We start from the raw sequence: 18,835 nt of genomic DNA on the forward strand, positions 1-18,835 counted from the left end.
TTAATGGATTGAGAGAGGGGGCTTGGAAATTCTGACTGCTGCCGGCAATCACGTCCATCGTCCTATCGTCGCCATTGAGCGCGGCGGATTCCGCAATGCAGATTATGTAGATCAAATGAGTCGCCTGTTGCAAAAATATGATGTCCTGAGAAGCAGGCAGATCGGCACAAGCGTGCTGGGGCAGCCTTTGTTTGCCCTGATTGTGGGCGATGGCCCGGAAAAGGTTCATATCAACGCCGCGGTTCATGCTAATGAGTGGATTACAGCGCCGCTGCTGCTGCGCTTTGTGGAGGAGCTGGCAGCGGCGAGAAGCGCTGGCGACACTTGCGGCCTCGATGCGGTCACGCTGTGGGCGGTGCCGATGGCCAATCCGGACGGCGCGGACCTCGCGCAGGACGGAATCCCGCCCGGCTGCGCCTGGGCGGAGGAGCTGGCCGCGTGGAACGGCGGCAGCGGGGATTTTCGCCGCTGGAAGGCCAATATCCGCGGCGTCGATTTGAACGACCAGTTCCCGGCATGCTGGGAACTGGAGCGGGAGCGCCGGGGACTGGCTGCCCCGGCGCCGCAGGATTACGGCGGGCCGCATCCGCTCAGTGAGCCGGAGGCGGCCGCGCTGGCCGGGCTAACCCGCGCCGAGCGGTTCAGCCGGGTCTTGTCCTTGCATACGCAGGGCAAGGAGATTTACTGGAACTACCGCGACCGCGAGCCGCAGGAAGCGGAAGCGATGGCGGAACGGCTCGCGGCGGCAAGCGGCGAAGGGAGCGATGGCAGCAATGGCAGCGGCGGCGGATACCACGCAGTCAAGCTGAGCGGCAGCGATGCCGGATACAAAGACTGGTTCATCGACGAGTTCCGCCGGCCCGGCTTTACCGTGGAGGCGGGGGAGGGCGTGAACCCGCTGCCGGTGGAGCAGTTTGACGACATCTACAAGGGATTGGCGCCGATTTTGGCGGAATTTATCCGGGGGTAAGCTGCCCTCGGATTTTTGCCGTGAGCCTGGCCTTTTCCCCATGTAATTGGAAATATCCATTCATTTTAGCTCGACATTGCTCAAAGATATGCCTTGATTGGAAATATCCAATGAAATTATCGGATTGGCACTTGTTTATAGCAAAAGAGCCCATTATGATTGGAAATATCCAATCAAACTCTTAAATTTGCTTCTTGTGCATTGCTTTAACTGGAAATATCCAATGAGCACGGCTAGCCGATTTTTGATTTCACTAAAAATAGGGTATCTTATCGTATAAAGTATTGAAGGGGGAATGTCGATGAAATGGTCAAAAATATGGTCGCTGCGCCACTGGGGACATGTTTTTCGCCGGCTTCCCGCACTGTTGAGGTCGCCCCGGATTCCGCTTATGGACAAGCTGCTGCTTGTAGTGCCCGCTATTTTGTACTGGGTCTTGCCGGATGTGCTGCCATTCATCCCGATTGACGATATGGCGGTGACGATGCTGCTGATGAACTGGTTCGTGTCGAGAGCGGAGCGGAAAGAACAGGCCGGCATGAAGCAAATCGGGAAATGAGTAATCATGCGAGCGGAGCTCGGATTTAGCGAACATGACTTATATGTGACGGTCTTGCGCGATAGACGATGATTATTTACAATAGGAATATTGAAGATGTTACTCTGGATAGAGATAGGAGAGGTTCTATGAGCGTCAAGATTACCCGCAATGCGGCGAAAGTGATAAAGAAAGAACTGGACAAGGAAGAGAACAAAGGCTTGGTGTTGAAAGTAGTCATCACGCATGCCCATGGCGACCACGCTCACTATGGCATGGATTTGGTCAAGCCTGGAGACAACGATAACGTCATCTCGACCGATAAAGAGATTGATGTAATCATTGATAAAGACGAGCCGCTGCTGGATGGCGTAAAAATCGATTATTTGTATTTTCCTCAAGAAGGATTCGTGATTACGAACCCGTCCAAAGGAAATCACGGGGATCACTAATCAGCATGGAACAAAGAAGGGAATAGCATGGCAAACGATATTCGTATATGCGATAAATGCAATCATATCCGTATGAAGACTTTTGTGCCCAAGCTGCAAAAGCTGGCGCCGGACGCCGAGATCAAAATCGGTTGCAAGTCCTACTGCGGACCGTGCGGCAAGAGACCCTTCGTTTACGTGAACGGCCGCTATGTCAGCGGACCTACGGAAGACGAAGTGCTGGCCAAGGCCGCACCTTTTGTAAAGAAGCCGAAACAATAAATCAAAGCCGCTCCGGTCCTCAGACCAGAGCGGCTTTATTGATAGCTGTACTAAAATCGGTTTTTTTGACCTGGCCGCCCGGTTATCCTTCATCCTTGCGGTAGAGCTCCCGGCTCTTGTAGCCCGCGCCAAGAATGGTCTTCATCTCCTCACGCCGCTTGGTTCTCGTGCTCTCTTGTTTGGCGCTGTATACGTATCTGGCCCAGTCTTTCCGGTATCCAGGCGTAAGTGAACGATAAAAGGCAAGGAGCTCCGGGGCGTCGTGCAAATCTTTCTCCACTTCCGGGACCATAGCCTCGTAATCATCGACACGCTGGCTCGGCCGTGAGGTGGACTGTGGCCGGTTCCGGCTTCGAGCGTCTTCCTTTAGGCCAACGACCGTAAACACCTCATCCATGCCTACCATGCGGGCAAACTTGATAGAGCTTGTCCCGACATATCCGTCCTCGTCCGCGCCTAACCCGTCCAGCAGCTCATCGCGATGAATGAAGGTGGGGTATTTTTTGTTGCCTTTTTTCGGATAGGCGAGATACAAGTACCCGTCCTGTTTTAGGCGATCTTCTTCGATCACTTTGCTGACCATAGCCTTCAAGGCATCCATGTCCAGGACGAAAGCAAAAATAAGATCGTATTTGCTTTTCCTAAGCTCGCGGTCAAAGGTCAATTCCGCCAGATCGCCGGTGTCCTGCGGCAGATTTAACACGGCGGCTGTTTCATACTTTTGCAAATTCAGCTTTTCGACGATTGATTTTGCCATAAGGTTAGAGTCCTTTTCCGCCTACGGGCCGAATTTGACAGGACTCTACCCCCGCGATTAATGGCATGGCCTGCCGGATCGAAGCTTTGCTGGCTTCTTGATCGAGAGAGGCTTGATGTGCTTCCGCATTACTCCAAATTTCATACACCCAGATGACATCCGGTTCGGTGTCCGACACGCTGATGATATATTTTTCGCAATCCGGCACACCCTCTGCGACCGCTGCAGCGCCTAGCAAGATTTGCGCCAGAGCATCCCGTTGCCCTTCTTTTGCCGTAAACTTCACATTCATTCCGAATTTGCTCATTAAACACCCCTCCAAGGGAACAAAATAGATAATCATAAACAAACCTTTACGAAAAGAGTATAGCGAATAGGCGATAGAAGATTCAAATGAAATGCTGGCGGGAATTCATTTAAATCAAAAAAACATAAACAAGGACCCCGAGTTCCGTCAGCGGAATCATCAGGGTCCTTTCTCAAAATTTATGGTTGTTGCGCATCCTTGCCGCTTCTCAGCTCTGGAATTAGGTCTGAGGCGATCAGATCATCGGAAATTTGCAGCCGTTTCTTGGCTTCTTCATGAGGAACCCGGCATTTTTCGATATCCGTTTTCTCTTTGGTTGAAAGGTCATAGCAGTTGCCGTTCTCGAACAAATTGTCCGGGGAAGGAATGTAATATAATTTACCGTCCGTAAAAGCTCCCGATCTCAGGACGACGAATTTGTCTCCATCGGCAAACAAGTTGTTGCCCATCATGTAGTACGGTTTCGTCGATATTCCCAGCAAATGCAGGATCGAGGGGGCCATGTCGAGCTGCCCGGCCGGCTGATCGTAGATTCCGGCAGCTTTGCCGTCCGGCAAGTGTACAAGCAGCGGCACCTGGTTCATGATTTGATGCATATCGAGTTCGGTCAGCGGCTTGCCGAGGAATTTCTCGTAATCCGCTTGTTCCGTGATCGAGTTGTCATGGTCACCATAAACGTAAAGGATCGTATTGTCCCACAGTCCGTCCCGTTTCATGCCCTCCACCAGCTCGCCAAGAGCGGCGTCCGCGTAATGGATCGATTCCAGATAATTTCCGAAGATGGTGTCCTTGAATTCGCCGGTATCAAGCTGGCGGACCGATGCCGGAAGAGAGTAGGGATGATGGCTGGACAGCGTAATTAAGAACGAATAAAAAGGTTGTTGTTCTTCGGACATCTTGACGAGCGATTGGCGGAAGAACGATTTGTCACCAAGCGACCAGCCGAGCGATTCGTCCATAGCGTATTCTTTTTTACTGTAGAAATGATCGTATCCCATCGCTTTATACATATTGATCCGGTTCCAGAAGCTGCCCTCGTAAGCATGGAAAGCACCGGTCTCATATCCGTTTTGGCTAAGAATTTGCGGCAGCGTATCATACGTATGGTCCGGATAGCGGACGAATACGGAGCCTGTTGGAAGCGGGTGCAGCGAGCTTTGCGATGAGAAGTCGGCATCGGAAGTCCGTCCTTGGCCAGTCTGGTGAAAGTAGTTGGAAAAATACAGGCTCTCCTGCATCAGCTTATTGAAATTCGGGGTAATTTCCTGGCCACCGATTTTTTTGCCGATCATGAAATTCATGAAGGCTTCTACCTGCACCGCCAGAACATTGCTCCCTTTATAAGCGCCAAAAGTCCCGTCAGTGGCTGTCTCGCGGGCATCGCCGGCTTTTTGAAACCAATCCCGGATATTGTCCTTCTCCTCCGCCGAGAGCTCGGGTTTGTCGCCGAGGTGTTCTTTAGCGTAACGATAAGCGTCATAATAATGGAAGCCGAGCAGTCCGGTGACATTGTAAAGCGAAATATTCCACCATCCCCCTTCGAACAGGCCGACCGCCCACGTTTTTGCATAGAACCGGATCGGTCCCATCGTAATAACAAAGCCGAGTACGAAGACGCCTAGGCCTGTAATGAATCGGGATAACAGACGGGAACTTCGGGTTTTACCGGGACGGGGTGACTGAGAGTATGCTGTATGGTTTCTGGCCGTTTGTTTTCGTGTAACCGTGCGGTGGTAGAACATGAGGCCGATTGTAATTGCCAGCCAGATAATCCAGTCCGCAACGAGCCAGAGATCCCTAAAATGGATCAGCGACAGAATACTGTCTCCGAGTTCACCGACCTGCCCGGCTTGAAGCAGAACCGGAACCGTGATGAAATCGCCAAAATAACGATAGTAGACGAGATCCGAGAAAATGATCCCCGTCAGCAGTATATTCAAGATAATTAGTGCAATGGAGCGGCCCCGACGGGGCAGCCATAGCGTCCAGAACGATACCAGCAGGATGGAGCCGATGGCGATCACGTCATCCAGCAAATTCATATCGATATATCGTGCATGTAGATTATCGTGAAGAATATGCAATTTGAGAAAAATGATCAGCGTGAACAAAATATATTCAAAATTACGGTAATGGTCCAGTTTTTTCAAAAAATGACTCGTTTTATTGCCTGGTGTTGCCAAGTCGGATTTCCTCCTTTCCATTCCAAAACGGAGAAACCCTCCACCCGGGCATTAATGCCGCGGGGGAAGGGGTCCAAGAAACTGCAGATATTGGCATTCGATCCGGCCGTTAAACAGCTTGCGGCGTTTATCCGCTTTACGCTGAAAGTCTTGTTCGAATTGTTTCGTAGGTGTCAGCGCGAAGAACGACCAGGTCGGCAATTCGGCTGTAACGCGGCCGAGCTGGGAGATCAGGCGGCGGACTTCTTTTTCCTCGCCGATACGTTCGCCGTAAGGCGGGTTGGTAATCATGCAGCCGTAATCGCCTTCCGGCTGGATTTTGACGGCAGGGAGCTGCCGGAAGGTAATCTCTTTGGCGAGCCCTGCGGCTTTGGCCGCCGCTTGGGCCACTTCAATGGCCTGCGCATCGATATCGCTGCCGGCGATGTTCAGCGGGATATCGTCCTTCACTGCATCGATCGCTTCATCGCGGGCCTCCTGCCACATCGATTCCGGCAACACCGGCCATGCTTCCGAATTGAACGTACGACGCAGCCCCGGAGCGATGTTCCAGGCGATCATCGCCGCCTCGATCGGCAGCGTTCCTGAGCCGCAGCACGGGTCGTAGAACGGCCGTGACGGGTTTTGGTTCCAACGGCTGAGCAGGATCATCGCTGCCGCCATCGTTTCCTTTAAAGGCGCTTCGGTCGCTATTTTGCGGTAACCGCGCTTATGCAGCGCCGGGCCGGTAGTATCGAGCGTCAGCAGCGCCTTGTCGTTCAGCAGGTTGATTTCGATGACGTATCGCGGCCCGTTCTCATCGAACCATTCATTGCGGTACGTTTCCTTCAGCTTCTCAACGATCGCTTTCTTCACGATCCCCTGGCAGGCTGGCACGCTGCTGAGCTGGGATTTATGCGATCGGCCCTCCACCGGGAATTCGCCGTGCACGGGGATCCAATCCTGCCAGGGCAGCGCCTTCGTGCCTTCGAAGAGTTCATCGAACGTGAGCGCGGTGAACTCGCCCATTTTAATGAGGACCCGGTCGGAAGTGCGCAGCCACAAATTACAGCGGCAGATGTCGCTTAAGTTTCCTTTAAATGTGACCCGGCCGTTCTCGACGACGGTGTCATGGTAACCCAAATCTTTAAGCTCGCGGGCAACGACGGCTTCGAGCCCCATCGGTGCGGTAGCGATCAATTCTAATTGTTGTCCTTGTCCTGGCATATGATCATATCAACTCCGTGAAATACTTGTGGTTATAGTGCAAAAACCATACAATTCAGTATAGGACAATGTTAAATAAGATACAAACGGCTTTTTGACAACAGGAAAAAGGAGTGTGCCGGGGAGATGAACCCTGAACAATATAGTGAGGAATTATATACCGAGGACAGCATGCTGAAGAGCGTCACGGAATCCATCCTGGAAAGCGGGAAGAACGATGTCTCGATCGCTCCAGGATACGGCAGGCTTCTTACGATGCTTGCCGCTGTTTCGGGAGCGGAGGCGGTACTCGAAATCGGCGCCCTCGGCGGCTATAGCGGCGTTTGCCTGGCGCGGGGAATGAAGCAGGGGGGAAGACTCGTCTCGCTCGAGTTGAAAGAGGAAAATGCCGCCCTGGCCCGACGGAACTTGGAGCGCGCCGGATTCGGCGTAATGACTGAGTATATGATCGGTCCGGCGCTGGACAGTCTGGCACAATTGGAGAACCGGGGCGAGAAGTTCGATTTCTTCTTGATCGACGCCGACAAGGAAAACTATCCTGCATATCTGGAATACGCGATCCGGCTGGCCCGGCCCGGGGCGATTATCGCAGGGGACAATACGCTGCTGCGCGGACGGACGCTGAATCCTGACAAAAACGGGCCTTCGGTCCTCGCGATGCGGAAGTTCAACGAATCGATCGCTACCGACGAGCGGCTGATCAGTACCATGCTGCCGGCGTACGACGGCCTTGCGCTCGCAATGGTGAAATAGCCGGACTGACTCTCCGGCTGTTTTTGTCAAGGCGCACTGAGCTAAGCACGTATCTTATAGCCAGTGAAAGTCTGATTGCGGGGGGATCTAGGTGCTAATTGGTTTTACTTACCTCATTGTCAATATCCTTATCATTCATACTTAAAAATCCATAGTAAGTGGCATAGGGAAAATAAGCGTAAGATTTATTATCATATTGATAAGTGATTTTAGGCCGGATAATGTAGAATTTGTTATCCTTATTCAAGCTAGAGGCTTCTAACAATGTATTTAGTCTACTATACGGATCAATACTTAAATTATAGTTTTTAAGCTTTGCTTCAAATAAATTAATCCCTAAATCTATTATTTCGATTTTTTTACTGGAATTATTTTTAAAGTTAAAATTGTATCCATTAAAATCATTAGTAACAAGAGGGAACTCTTCTCCCATTTCGATATAATTGGATTCTTCATTATGATTAGAAACGTCAAAGTACCAGTGTCCAATCGAATATTCCCGAACAGTATTGTCATTAAAAGTTACTACTATATTATTCAGATTCTCTTTTCCGCTATTTATAAAATTCACTTTAAGTGCAAGATTCCTAATATCATATTTTTTTGATGAATCACTTTTTTTATAATTTATACTTTCTATATTTGTGGTATTTGAATTTTTGAACTTGATTTGTTTTATAAGTTGTGGATCCAGAATATTCTTACTTCCCTTTACTACGAAATATGCTAGATCAATAGTATAGGAAGAGCCGCTTGGAGCGGAAAAAGAGGCATTGTATTGAACAAAATGAGGCTTACCGAATACACTTTTTTTTGGAAGTACTATAAAAGTAATTATAATAATGACTAATATAGTGAAACTTATGTACAATACTTTTTTCTTCATTTTTTTCAACTCCATTGGATCTAATAATCCGATGCTTAAGCATCGGATTATTAGAAATTTAATTAATTTGGAATTCACTTGTAAACTACATAAAGATAGGTGGTACTTGTCGGTTCTTTATAACTAATATATTTTCTAGGATCTGATGATGAATGGCAACCGTCGTAAATAGTACAGTAACTGATACTTCTTACATAAGAGAGATTTTGTGTATAAAAGTCCGATCCATAAGCCAATTTGCTAAATTTTGTTGAGTCAGCGGGTAAAGTTATAGCGACTGAGTAGGTTGTTGTAAAGCCTCCACTTAGTCCAAACTGTATCTTGATTTTATCTGTCACTTCACCAGTAACATTCCCGCTAAATGTTAAATTTGTGGAGTTGGATTTGGACCACGTATACGAGCTAGCTTGAGCCCAGCTTTCTGTTAGGTATTTAACTAATAACTTTTTTTGCAACTTTTTCGGAGTTTCTTCTTTAAATTCATAGGTAACGGTACCACTTCCACCGCTTAATGGTCCAATGTTTGACGGTAACGTGGAGGAGAAATCCTCGGTTGCTTGAGTCTCCACTATTGCACCAATATTAGTATTTTCAGTTGTTAAAGAGAGATCACTTGCAAGTGCCTGACTTGTTAAAGAAAAAAAGAATGTACATACAGTTAATAGATAAAGAACTTTTCTCATCAAAACCCTCCTCTTAGTAAAATGGTTATTGGCCAACAACTATTCCATATAATACCACATTTAAACTATTAATCCATTCTTTTTATAAAATATTTTCCAAAAAAGTAAATTAAAATCCAAATTTGTTTTAGTGGGGTGACTCTATCAATCCATTGACTGGTATTTTAACGTAGTAATAAAATTCTTTCTGTATATCACTTAGTTATAGATATTATTGATATCTTATTAAAAAACCGCTCGATAAATCGAACGGTTGTACCTTTATACTCTGGTTTACTTAAAAGGAGTCAGTTTCGGCTTGCCATACAGCTTCCATCGTACCCAGAAGGTGTTGAGAACCAGTAGAATACCGGAAACGACAAAAATTCCTTCGATCCCGATAAAGCCGGACAGGAAGCCTCCGATCAAGGAGCCTAGCATGTTGCCGAGCGCCAGGGTGCTGCTGTTGAAGCCGAAGGCCCGGCTCTCCATGCCGTCAGGCGTATAGAACCGGATAAGCGCATTGACGCTTGGCAGCAGACCGCCCATGAAGACTCCCATAAGGAAGCGGATGAGAATGAGCTGCCAAACCGTATGCACAAAAGCTTGAGGAATGAGGGTGGCTGCTGCGCCGATTAAGCAAAAGGTCAATATCCGATGCGCCCCGACTTTGTCACTTACACGCCCCAGCACGGGCGAGGTGATCATGTTGGAGATCCCGGTCACGGCGGTAACGAACCCGGCCCAGAAGGGAACGTCGGTCGGAACGCCGTGCAGTTTTTCAACATAGAGGGGGAGCAGGGACATTGGGCTGAGCATGGCGAATTGCAGAAGGAACGTTACTGCAAATAAAGCGGTCAACTGCGGGGATTTGTTCAGCTCGACAAAGCCCTGCATAACAGAGATCTGCGGCGTATGAGCCGCTTCTTCCCGGTCGAATTTCTCGCGGACGAACAATAAAGCAAGCATGGAAGCCACAAACAGCAGGGCCCCGGTAATATAAAAAATAGGGCGGAAACCGATATATTCCGCCATAAGTCCGCCGATCAGCGGGCCCAGGATCGTGCCGGCCACGTTCCCTGATTGAATCGTGCCCATGGCGAAGCCCATCCGCTCTTTTGGAGCGGTGCCCGATATGAGCGACACGGCGGCCGGATTGAAGCCGGAAATCGTACCGTTCAGCAAACGGAGCACCAGCAGATGCCACGGCTGTGTCGCAAAGCCCATTAGTGTAATTACGATGGCCATTCCGAAACCGGAGCGCAGCAGCATGATTTTGCGTCCGTACTTGTCGGCGAGTTTGCCCCACAGCGGTTGAAATATAAAGGACGTCGCAAAGTTGGCCGCAAAGATCAGGCCGGCCCAAATGCCGATGGCGTGTTCACCTTGCACATGCAGGTTTCTGGCCAGGTAAAGCGATAAAAAAGGAGTAATCATCGTCATTCCCGCATTGACGAAAAACAGTCCGAACCAAAGCACAATGAGGTTCAATTTCCACGATTTCAATGTGCTTTCACTTCCTTTCGGGTTCATCTGGTTGTAAACAAAGTCTTTTTAGTATAGCACAGTTTTAAGAGCGCCCTGTCGGAGCAATGTCATACGATTGTCATGGGACGAGCCGGTGTGATAGTTGTTACTTACTTTTAAAAAGGGCATAATGTATATTAGAGATTTTAGTATAGGAGGCCTGTAAACGTGGCTTATAATGATCGGTTCATCCGAGCCTGTCAAAGGCAGGAGGTGGATCGTCTCCCTGTATGGTACATGCGCCAGGCGGGTAGATATGATCCCGAATATCGTAAAGTCAAAGAAAAATACAGTCTGCTCGAAATTTGCCGGCAGCCTGAACTGGCAGCGGAAATTACGATGATGCCCGTACGTAAGCTGGGCGTGGATGCCGCTATTTTATATTCGGATATTATGAATCCCGTAGCCTCGCTGGGCATTGACTTTGACATCGTCAAGAATATCGGGCCGGTTATCGACAATCCGATTCGTTCCAAGGAGGACATTGACCGCTTGAAGCCGATCGATGTCGAGAAGGATCTCTCGCATATCCTGGAAACGATCGCTATTTTGGATCGGGAGCTTGAAGTGCCGTTAATCACTTTTGCCGGTGCTCCGTTTACGATTGCAAGCTATCTGATCGAAGGACGACCTTCGAAAAGCTATATCCGCACGAAAAGCCTGATGTACGGGGAACCGGAATTATGGGACAAGCTGATGGGCAAGCTCGGCGATATGGTCATCACTTACTTGCGAGCCCATGTCAAGAGTGGCGGGAAAGCGTTCCAGCTGTTTGACAGCTGGGTCGGGGCGCTTGCTCCGAAGGATTTTGAACGGTTTGTGCTGCCGACGATTACCCGTATTTTTGCCGAACTTGGCGATTTGGATGTACCGAAAATATATTTTCCAGGCGTAAGTTCCGGAGAACTGTTGCCGACGCTGACCCAACTTCAGACCGATGTCATCGGTCTCGATTGGCGGGTATCCATTACGGAAGGACGCCGGCGCATCGGGGAGAAGTTTGCCGTTCAAGGGAACCTGGACCCGTATATTTTGACCGCACCTATGGACACCATTAAACAGTATGCCAAAGAATTGATTAATCAGGGACTTGAAGCTCCCGGATACATATTCAATCTCGGCCACGGATTGTTCCCGGAAGCATCGCTCGAGAAGCTTAGAGAACTGACTGACTTTGTACACGAGTACTCGGAGCAAGTCATTTCTCAGCGTCATCATATTCAATTGAACTCTTGAGAACTCATGACACGAACTTATTGAGGTGAAGAAGACCATGAAGACAAAAATCGGTGTATTGGTGATGTCCTATGGCACACCGGAAAGTCTGGACCAGGTAGAACCTTATTACACGCATATTCGTCGGGGGAATCCGCCGACCGCGGAACAGCTGAAGGAACTGAAGGACCGTTATGAGGCGATTGTCGGAGGCGTATTCCCGCTTCGCGCTAACACGGATAATCAGGTGACTGCGCTGCAGGACACGCTAAACCGTTTAAATCCTTACGCAGAGCAGGAATTCGTTTGTTACCAAGGATTGAAGCATGCCCGCCCGTTTATCGAAGACGGAGTGGAGGCTATGGCCGGCGACGGCATTACGGAGGCGATCGGCATCGTGCTGGCACCGCATTACTCGGTGATGAGTATCGGCGGTTATATCAAGCGGGCCGAGGCGAAAGCGGCCGAAGCCGGAATCGCCATGAAATTCGTCCGCAGCTATCATTTGCATCCAAAGCTGATTGAATCGTTGGCCGCAAGAGTATCGAGCAAATTGGATTTGTTCGTGGAAGCCGGGGCGGAGCGGGAGAAAGTCAGAGTCTTGTTCAGTGCGCACAGCTTGCCTGCAAAGATCCTCGAAATGGGCGATCCTTATCAGGACCAGCTGCTGGAAACTTCAAAAGCGGTAGCTGAACGGGCTGGAGTGACCTCCTGGCAGTTTACGTGGCAGAGCGCGGGACGTACGGCAGAGCCTTGGCTTGGGCCGGATATTCTGGACACGCTCCGCTCTTTGAGCCTGGAGCAAGTCGAGGACGTCCTGGTAGCTCCGGTCGGATTCGTATCGGATCACCTTGAGGTTCTTTACGATCTCGACATTGAAGCCAAAGCGATCGCAAAAGAACTCGACATGAGGCTGGAGCGGATCGATTCGCTGAACACCGATCCATTGTATATGGAAACGCTCAGCGATGTGATTTTTCAATTGCGTAAAGAGTAGAAATTAAATATCGGCTTATCAGGCCGAAGTCGTCCTAACCGACTAGGCCCCAAGGTACCCTTCGCTTAAAATAGGCGAGGGGTTCTATTTATTTCAGGTTACCTGATATAATAAAATCAATCATGTTCAAGAAGCAAGGAGAGTATGAGGGAAAAAGGAGTTAAACATGTACCCACCACGTTCGGAGAAATACAGCAAGAAGAAAAAGGATAAGGGGCGGAACCAGAGCCGTTTTTGGCTTGGCCTGAACGTATCGCTTATTCTGATCATCGTTGTTTTGGGCACTTATTTTTATTTATCTGATCTTACGAAGCAAGGCAGTCCCGATTCGGGAAATGCGGACTATTCGTCTGATGTAAATGGTGACAACGGCAAAGGCGGAGAGGCCGGCAACCAAATTCCGGACCAGGGAAATCAATCGCCAGACGCTAATAACACTGTGCAGAAACCTGACGGTTCAGACCCAGCGGCGGAGCCTGACGATTCAGGGAATCGAACCGGTAATAGCGGACAGCAGGAAATAGAGCGGGATGAGACTCAGGATCCGGATCCGGTGCAAAATACCGATCCCGATGAACGGCTTCTCATTCATTTTGCGGGGGATACGATCTTTTCCAGCAAAGTGGCGGAGAAACTGCAAAAGGAAGGGTATGATTACCCTTATCGTTATGTGAAAGATCTGTTTCTGAACGATGATCTCAGCGTCGTGAACCTGGAAACGCCGGTGACGGAACGAGGTACGGCGGCCGAGAACAAACAGTTCGTGTTCAAATCGTCGCCCCAGGCGCTGCCGGAGCTGGCCAAAGCGGGAGTGGAGGCTGTAAACCTGGCCAACAACCACATTCTTGATCAGGGTGTGGAAGGTCTGCTGGATACGATAGATCATTTGAAGGAGAGCAAGCTGCATTACGTCGGAGCGGGGAAGAATAGCACGGATGCGTATGCCCCGGTCTATATTGAGCGAAAAGGGATTAAAATTGCGCTTTGCGGCTACACAAGAGTGATTCCCGAGTCGCATTGGGTAGCGGGAAAGAACCCTGGCGTAGCGGCCGTGTACGATTCCAAACAGGCTCTGAAGGCCATTCAGACGGCACGTCAAAATGCCGACCTTGTGTTTGTCGTTGTTCATTGGGGTAAGGAACGTACAACGAAGCTGGAGGAGCATCAAACGACGCTGGCCCGGGAATTTATCGATGCCGGCGCTGATCTGGTTGTTGGCGGCCATCCGCATGTGCTTCAGGGACTTGAGAAATATAAAGGAAAATGGATCGCTTACAGCACGGGGAACTTTATTTTTACGAAATCGAAGGATCCGAAAACTTGGGAAACCGCCGTTTTTGCTGCGGAATGCACGCGTGGAGGCGATTGTGACCTGAAGCTGATTCCTTACAAAACGGAGCTTGGGCAACCAATTCCGATGAGTGATGAGGAAGGTAGTAAATTGTTTAAAGAGGTAGAGAGCTTCTCACCCGGAATTTCGATCGGAGCATCGGGCGAAGCGAAGGCAGACAATACCTGAACCATAGAATACAGCAGGGAGGGAGCGTGGTTGTGTGTCCAACCTTTGCGTTGCGCACCGTGGATTTTCGGGAATTGCGCCGGAGAATACAATGGCTGCCGTCTCTCTCGCGATGGAGCAGCCTTATGTTGGGTGGATTGAAATTGATGTCCAGCTGTCTAAGGACGGCGTGCCCCTGCTGATTCATGATTTCACGTTAAACCGTACTACCAACGGGCGGGGGCCGGTCAAGGACAAAACATGGGAAGAGCTGCAAAGACTGGACGCCGGCCGATGGAAGTCCAAGGCATATACCGGGGAGAAACTGATCAGTCTGGATGAATTTCTGGATAAAATCAAAGGCCGGTTGCAAGCGAATATCGAAGTGAAAACCCAGGGCAACCTGTATCCCGGCATTGAAGAGAAGATTATTTCAGCCGTTCGGAAACGGCGCATGGAGCAGGATGTCGTTCTAACCTCTTTCGAGCCGCGAATATTGGCCAAGATCAAAGAGATCGGCCGGGGAATCCGTACAGGCCTGATTGTCAACGGCAAGGCGAGGGATGTGCTGCTAAGGCTGCAGATGCTTCAATGTTCATTCTTGTCCATGAATCATCGATATTTAACGGCCGAGATCGCCGGCAAGGCCGCCAGACGCGGTATTGAGGTCATGGCCTGGACGATGGATGATGTCCGTAGAATGCGGCGGGTGGCCGCCATGCACGGCGATATACTTCTCTGCACGAACCGGCCCGATGTATGGCGCAAGGCAATAATAGAAAACTGAACTATTGACCAGGAATCCAGGAGGCTTAATGAATGAATAAAATGATTTCGAACGTCTATTGTGTTGGACGCAATTACCGGCTGCACGCCGAGGAGCTCGGCAATGAAGTGCCGTCCGAGCCGATGATTTTTCTAAAGCCTTCCCATGCGGTAGTTTCGATGGAGGGTGCCGGGCTGGCGCTCCCCGAGAACCGCGGAGAAGTTCATTATGAAACCGAGCTGGTCCTGCGGATCGGCAGACGGTATGAATCCGGCATGACCGTGGACGAGCTGGTGGATGTAATGGCGTTCGGCATCGATTTCACGCTGCGCGATGTACAGAGCGAATTGAAGAAAAAGGGGCAGCCTTGGACGGCGGCCAAAGGATTTAGAAATTCCGCTCCGATTACGCCTTACATCGCTTTTCCCGGAGCCGAAGGAACAGCCGGAGAAGATTTCACGTTGCGGAAAAACGGGGAGCTGGTACAGCGCGGAAATATTAAGAATATGATTTTTTCGCTGCAGCAAATCGTGGATTATATAGCCGACAGATATGGATTGGATGAAGGGGATCTCATCTTCACGGGAACTCCGGAAGGGGTGGGGCCTGTGTACCAAGGAGACCGTTTTGAAATTGCTTACGGAACCAAGGTGCTGGGCAGCTTTGAAGTTTCGGCGGGTCCCCGGGCAGAACAATGATGATGGACTGGATCATAGGGGCGCTAGGCGCCCTTTTGGTCTCTACGGCCGCTTACCGTAAATCGTCCCTTTCCTTATCGGGCATGATCGCCGCCACTATAATGGGGATGGTATATTACGGGGCGGGCGATTTGTTCTGGTTCGGTATTTTGCTGCTGTTCTTCATTACGTCTTCGATATTCTCCAAATTCCGCGGGGAGCGGAAGCGGGAACTGGAGAAATCCTATGCCAAAAGCGGCAGGCGGGATGCTGGACAAGTGTTTGCCAACGGCGGGTTGGGGATGCTTGCCTGTATCGGCAATGCGATTTGGCCCGATCCTGTTTGGGCCTATCTATTCGTAGGCACCATGGCAGCGGTCACCGCGGATACGTGGGCGACCGAATGGGGCGGGCTTAGCCGCAAGCTCCCGCGGTCGGTGCTGACCTGGAGGCAGCTGCCCGCCGGAACTTCCGGAGGGGTATCGCTGCTTGGCAGCACCGCCTCACTGGCCGGCGCGATGCTGATCGGCGGGGCCGCCTGGCTGCTGCTGCGTTGGACCGGCGGGACAAGCACCGGAACGTCCGTGCTACCCGCCCTGTCCTTGTGGCAGTGGCTTATCGTTGGCGGCATCTCAGGCTTTGCCGGCGCGTTTGCCGACTCCCTGCTCGGCGCGACCATCCAGCGGATGAACCGCTGTCCGGTATGCGGAAAGAGCGTGGAGGTGGACAAGCATTGCGGGGTCGATACCGTACCACTGCGGGGACTGCGCTGGATGAGCAATGATGCGGTGAATATGCTCAGCTCCCTTGCCGCAGGCCTGATTGCTTGGGGACTTGCCTCCGCGCTTTTGATATAATTAGCCGTAGACTGTCCTAGAACCCGAAGCATTTCGGACCAAAGGATATTTTTTTGGACAACCTCTTAAATGGCTTAGAGAGTAGGTAAAACTTAATGAATATATTGACTGTGGAACATCTAACGAAAAGCTATGGCGAAAAGGTTCTGTTTCAGGATGCCTCGTTCGGCATGGATGAGCATGACAAAATCGGCGTAATCGGGGTCAACGGTACGGGGAAATCCACTTTTCTCCGCGTGATTGCCGGGTTGGAACCAGCCGATGAAGGCAGGGTTTCGGTAAACCGGGACACTCGGATTACTTTTTTATCCCAGAACCCCGAATTTGATCCGGGTATCACCGTATTACGCGGGGTGTTCCAAAACGGCGGTCCCGAGCTGGAGGTCGTCTCCGCTTACATGGAGGCAATGGAGGAGCTGGACTTGCTGCCGACGGATGAGGGTCTTCAGGCCAAAGTGACGAAGCTGAGTCAGGAAATGGACCGGCTACAGGTCTGGAGCCTGGAGAGCGACGCCAAAAGCGTGTTGTCCAGACTCGGAATTACCGACTTCGGCCGAAAAATGGGCGAATTGTCCGGAGGACAGCGCAAGCGGGTCGCTCTGGCGTCCGCGCTCATCGTTCCTTCGGAGCTGCTGATTATGGACGAGCCAACCAACCATATCGACAACGATTCGGTCGCCTGGCTGGAATCGTTCCTTCAGAAACGGCGCGGCGCGCTGCTGCTGATCACGCATGACCGGTATTTCCTGGACCGGGTCTGCAATGTCATGTTAGAGCTGGATCATGGCCGTTTGTTCCGCTACGAAGCGAATTACAGCCGCTTTCTGGAGCTGAAGAGCGAACGCGAGGAGCGCGAAGCGGCCTCGGAGCAGAAGCGCCAGAATTTGCTGCGGAACGAGCTGGCCTGGATCCGGCGCGGCGCTCAGGCTCGTTCGACGAAGCAAAAGGCCCGGATCGAACGCTTTGAGAAGCTGCAAAATATGAAAACGGAATTCAAGAGCAATTCGCTTGATATTTCCGTGGCTTCGACCCGGCTGGGACGAAAAATATTGGAGATTTCCGGGCTGCGCAAATCCGCCGGGGAACGGCTTTTGATCGGTGAGTTGACCTATACGGCGGTCCCTGGTGACCGTGTCGGCATCGTCGGTCCGAACGGCAGCGGGAAATCCACGCTGCTCAACATGATCGCCGGTCGGATTCAGCCGGATGCGGGGGAAATCGAGCTCGGCCAGACGGTAAAGCTCGGTTATTTCACCCAGGAGCATCAGGAGATGGACGGCAAGCAGCGGGTGATTGAATATATCAAGGAGGAAGCCGAGGTTGTGGAAACCGCAGACGGCTCGCGGATTACTGCGGCTCAGATGCTGGAGCGGTTCTTGTTTCCGCCGGCCATGCAGTGGACTCCGATTGCGAAGCTGTCCGGGGGAGAGAAGCGGCGTCTGTATTTGCTCCGCGTCCTGATGGGCGCCCCTAACGTGCTGTTGCTGGACGAACCGACTAACGATCTGGACATTCAAACTCTGACCGTCCTAGAAGCTTACTTGGACGAATTTCCGGGCGCCGTATTCGTGGTATCCCATGACCGGTATTTCCTTGACCGTACGGTCGATAAGATTATGGCGTTCGAGGGCGGCGGCGTAGTAGCCGTGCATGTCGGGGATTATAGCGACTATGAGGAGCGATTGCAGGCGGCTGGCAAAGACGTGGTGAATCCTGGCTTATCGTCCGGTGCTGCTGGCGGCAAGAGTCTGGCGGGCAAGGCGGCGGATAGCAAGAACGCAGGAGGTGCGGACAGTTCTTCCGGCGCTGTATCCGCTTCAACCGCTGGAAGCAGTAAAGATCCGGCCCGCGGCGAGAAGCTTAAGTTCAGTTATAATGAGCAGCGGGAATATGAGACGATCGACGAGAAGGTGGAAGCCGCAGAACAGCGGCTGACTGCAATTACGGAAGGGATGGCAGCCGCAGTGAGCGACGCGGTCAAGCTGCAGGAACTGATGCAGGAGCAGCAGGAAGCCGAAGCGGAGCTGGAGCGGCTGATGGACCGCTGGGCCTATTTGAACGAGCTGGCCGAGAAAATAGACAGTCAGCGGAACGGGTAGGCGTTTCATTGTAATCCCGATGACCTGTGGATAAGGACTTTTAGGGCGTTATTCTCATTATATTGAGCTTTCAGAGAGAAATAAGGGCTTTTTAGGTTCTTATTAATAGGGAAATCGCGAAAACAGGCTGTTTTTATATAAACCTAGGAAATAGGGCCCCTCATGTCCCTTATTTTAGGCGTAATGCGGCATTCAAGGCCCAATAAGACCCGTTTTGTCCCTTA

At 50.9% G+C, this 18,835-nt stretch carries 19 protein-coding genes; 12 read left to right on the top strand and 7 right to left on the bottom strand.

Annotated elements, in window-relative coordinates; translation table 11 throughout:
• The first annotated feature begins 22 nt into the window (after positions 1-22).
• The 4 genes from KJS57_RS10620 (at position 23) to KJS57_RS10635 (ending at position 2,221) form a co-directional block, all read left to right on the top strand.
• On the top strand, positions 23-970 hold the full coding sequence (locus KJS57_RS10620) for a M14 family metallopeptidase (RefSeq protein WP_244861485.1): 948 nt from the start codon (positions 23-25) through the stop codon (positions 968-970).
• 301 nt (positions 971-1,271) lie between these two features.
• Positions 1,272-1,529 (top strand): YkvA family protein, encoded by a 258-nt coding sequence (locus KJS57_RS10625; RefSeq protein WP_211021047.1) that lies wholly within the window; start codon positions 1,272-1,274, stop codon positions 1,527-1,529.
• A 128-nt stretch (positions 1,530-1,657) separates the two neighbouring features.
• The gene (locus tag KJS57_RS10630) at positions 1,658-1,960 is read left to right on the top strand and encodes a HesB/IscA family protein (protein ID WP_211021048.1); all 303 of its coding nucleotides are present in this window, start codon (positions 1,658-1,660) and stop codon (positions 1,958-1,960) included.
• A 27-nt stretch (positions 1,961-1,987) separates the two neighbouring features.
• On the top strand, positions 1,988-2,221 hold the full coding sequence (locus tag KJS57_RS10635) for a YuzB family protein (RefSeq protein WP_211021049.1): 234 nt from the start codon (positions 1,988-1,990) through the stop codon (positions 2,219-2,221).
• Positions 2,222-2,303: 82 nt separating this feature from the next.
• Here KJS57_RS10635 and KJS57_RS10640 read toward each other — a convergent pair whose 3' ends face one another.
• From KJS57_RS10640 to KJS57_RS10655, 4 genes are all read right to left on the bottom strand, one after another.
• Positions 2,304-2,978 carry a YdeI/OmpD-associated family protein gene (locus KJS57_RS10640; RefSeq protein ID WP_213654773.1) on the bottom strand — a complete coding sequence of 225 codons (675 nt, stop codon included), beginning with the start codon at positions 2,976-2,978 and terminating at the stop codon, positions 2,304-2,306.
• Positions 2,979-2,982: 4 nt separating this feature from the next.
• Entirely contained in the window at positions 2,983-3,285 is a 303-nt protein-coding gene (locus KJS57_RS10645) for a putative quinol monooxygenase (RefSeq protein WP_211021051.1), read from the bottom strand.
• 179 nt (positions 3,286-3,464) lie between these two features.
• A complete protein-coding gene (locus KJS57_RS10650; RefSeq protein WP_213654774.1) occupies positions 3,465-5,489 on the bottom strand; it encodes an LTA synthase family protein in 2,025 nt (674 codons plus the stop codon).
• Between the two features lie 30 nt (positions 5,490-5,519).
• Entirely contained in the window at positions 5,520-6,674 is a 1,155-nt protein-coding gene (locus KJS57_RS10655; RefSeq protein WP_211021053.1) for a THUMP domain-containing class I SAM-dependent RNA methyltransferase, read from the bottom strand.
• A gap of 126 nt (positions 6,675-6,800) precedes the next feature.
• On the opposite strand from KJS57_RS10655, the gene KJS57_RS10660 reads away from it, so the two are divergent.
• Positions 6,801-7,427 (top strand): O-methyltransferase, encoded by a 627-nt coding sequence (locus tag KJS57_RS10660; protein WP_213654775.1) that lies wholly within the window; start codon positions 6,801-6,803, stop codon positions 7,425-7,427.
• A gap of 94 nt (positions 7,428-7,521) precedes the next feature.
• Here KJS57_RS10660 and KJS57_RS10665 read toward each other — a convergent pair whose 3' ends face one another.
• From KJS57_RS10665 to KJS57_RS10675, 3 genes are all read right to left on the bottom strand, one after another.
• The gene (locus KJS57_RS10665; protein WP_213654776.1) at positions 7,522-8,313 is read right to left on the bottom strand and encodes a hypothetical protein; all 792 of its coding nucleotides are present in this window, start codon (positions 8,311-8,313) and stop codon (positions 7,522-7,524) included.
• Between the two features lie 74 nt (positions 8,314-8,387).
• Positions 8,388-8,996 carry a hypothetical protein gene (locus tag KJS57_RS10670; protein WP_213654777.1) on the bottom strand — a complete coding sequence of 203 codons (609 nt, stop codon included), beginning with the start codon at positions 8,994-8,996 and terminating at the stop codon, positions 8,388-8,390.
• A 273-nt stretch (positions 8,997-9,269) separates the two neighbouring features.
• Positions 9,270-10,508 carry an MFS transporter gene (locus KJS57_RS10675; RefSeq protein ID WP_213654778.1) on the bottom strand — a complete coding sequence of 413 codons (1,239 nt, stop codon included), beginning with the start codon at positions 10,506-10,508 and terminating at the stop codon, positions 9,270-9,272.
• 162 nt (positions 10,509-10,670) lie between these two features.
• On the opposite strand from KJS57_RS10675, the gene hemE reads away from it, so the two are divergent.
• The 7 genes from hemE to KJS57_RS10710 all read left to right on the top strand — a co-directional run bounded on the left by hemE (position 10,671) and on the right by KJS57_RS10710 (position 18,611).
• Positions 10,671-11,738: a uroporphyrinogen decarboxylase gene (gene hemE, locus KJS57_RS10680; RefSeq protein WP_213654779.1), complete on the top strand. Its 1,068-nt coding sequence runs from the start codon at positions 10,671-10,673 to the stop codon at positions 11,736-11,738.
• A gap of 37 nt (positions 11,739-11,775) precedes the next feature.
• Positions 11,776-12,714: a ferrochelatase gene (hemH, locus tag KJS57_RS10685; RefSeq protein ID WP_213654780.1), complete on the top strand. Its 939-nt coding sequence runs from the start codon at positions 11,776-11,778 to the stop codon at positions 12,712-12,714.
• 166 nt (positions 12,715-12,880) lie between these two features.
• Positions 12,881-14,233 carry a CapA family protein gene (locus tag KJS57_RS10690; RefSeq protein ID WP_213654781.1) on the top strand — a complete coding sequence of 451 codons (1,353 nt, stop codon included), beginning with the start codon at positions 12,881-12,883 and terminating at the stop codon, positions 14,231-14,233.
• A 34-nt stretch (positions 14,234-14,267) separates the two neighbouring features.
• Complete coding sequence (locus KJS57_RS10695; RefSeq protein ID WP_211021060.1) at positions 14,268-14,999, top strand: glycerophosphodiester phosphodiesterase; 732 nt, start codon at positions 14,268-14,270, stop codon at positions 14,997-14,999.
• Between the two features lie 32 nt (positions 15,000-15,031).
• Positions 15,032-15,676: a fumarylacetoacetate hydrolase family protein gene (locus KJS57_RS10700; RefSeq protein WP_213654782.1), complete on the top strand. Its 645-nt coding sequence runs from the start codon at positions 15,032-15,034 to the stop codon at positions 15,674-15,676.
• Positions 15,677-15,678: 2 nt separating this feature from the next.
• Positions 15,679-16,512, top strand: coding sequence for a DUF92 domain-containing protein (locus KJS57_RS10705; protein WP_213654783.1), 834 nt, complete (start codon positions 15,679-15,681; stop codon positions 16,510-16,512).
• Between the two features lie 95 nt (positions 16,513-16,607).
• Complete coding sequence (locus tag KJS57_RS10710) at positions 16,608-18,611, top strand: ABC-F family ATP-binding cassette domain-containing protein (RefSeq protein WP_213654784.1); 2,004 nt, start codon at positions 16,608-16,610, stop codon at positions 18,609-18,611.
• The last annotated feature ends 224 nt before the right edge of the window (positions 18,612-18,835 follow it).

The sequence above is a fragment of the Paenibacillus vini genome (genome assembly GCF_018403325.1).
GTDB classification, from domain to species: domain Bacteria; phylum Bacillota; class Bacilli; order Paenibacillales; family Paenibacillaceae; genus Fontibacillus; species Fontibacillus vini.

Coding starts and splice junctions, on each gene's coding strand:
- KJS57_RS10625 (WP_211021047.1), top strand. CDS start 1,272: ATGAAATGGTCAAAAATATGGTCGCTGCGCCACTGGGGACATGTTTTT.
- KJS57_RS10630 (WP_211021048.1), top strand. CDS start 1,658: ATGAGCGTCAAGATTACCCGCAATGCGGCGAAAGTGATAAAGAAAGAA.
- KJS57_RS10635 (WP_211021049.1), top strand. CDS start 1,988: ATGGCAAACGATATTCGTATATGCGATAAATGCAATCATATCCGTATG.
- KJS57_RS10640 (WP_213654773.1), bottom strand. CDS start 2,978: ATGGCAAAATCAATCGTCGAAAAGCTGAATTTGCAAAAGTATGAAACA.
- KJS57_RS10645 (WP_211021051.1), bottom strand. CDS start 3,285: ATGAGCAAATTCGGAATGAATGTGAAGTTTACGGCAAAAGAAGGGCAA.
- KJS57_RS10650 (WP_213654774.1), bottom strand. CDS start 5,489: ATGGAAAGGAGGAAATCCGACTTGGCAACACCAGGCAATAAAACGAGT.
- KJS57_RS10655 (WP_211021053.1), bottom strand. CDS start 6,674: ATGCCAGGACAAGGACAACAATTAGAATTGATCGCTACCGCACCGATG.
- KJS57_RS10660 (WP_213654775.1), top strand. CDS start 6,801: ATGAACCCTGAACAATATAGTGAGGAATTATATACCGAGGACAGCATG.
- KJS57_RS10665 (WP_213654776.1), bottom strand. CDS start 8,313: ATGAAGAAAAAAGTATTGTACATAAGTTTCACTATATTAGTCATTATT.
- KJS57_RS10670 (WP_213654777.1), bottom strand. CDS start 8,996: ATGAGAAAAGTTCTTTATCTATTAACTGTATGTACATTCTTTTTTTCT.
- KJS57_RS10675 (WP_213654778.1), bottom strand. CDS start 10,508: ATGAACCCGAAAGGAAGTGAAAGCACATTGAAATCGTGGAAATTGAAC.
- hemH (WP_213654780.1), top strand. CDS start 11,776: ATGAAGACAAAAATCGGTGTATTGGTGATGTCCTATGGCACACCGGAA.
- KJS57_RS10690 (WP_213654781.1), top strand. CDS start 12,881: ATGTACCCACCACGTTCGGAGAAATACAGCAAGAAGAAAAAGGATAAG.
- KJS57_RS10700 (WP_213654782.1), top strand. CDS start 15,032: ATGAATAAAATGATTTCGAACGTCTATTGTGTTGGACGCAATTACCGG.
- KJS57_RS10705 (WP_213654783.1), top strand. CDS start 15,679: ATGGACTGGATCATAGGGGCGCTAGGCGCCCTTTTGGTCTCTACGGCC.
- KJS57_RS10710 (WP_213654784.1), top strand. CDS start 16,608: ATGAATATATTGACTGTGGAACATCTAACGAAAAGCTATGGCGAAAAG.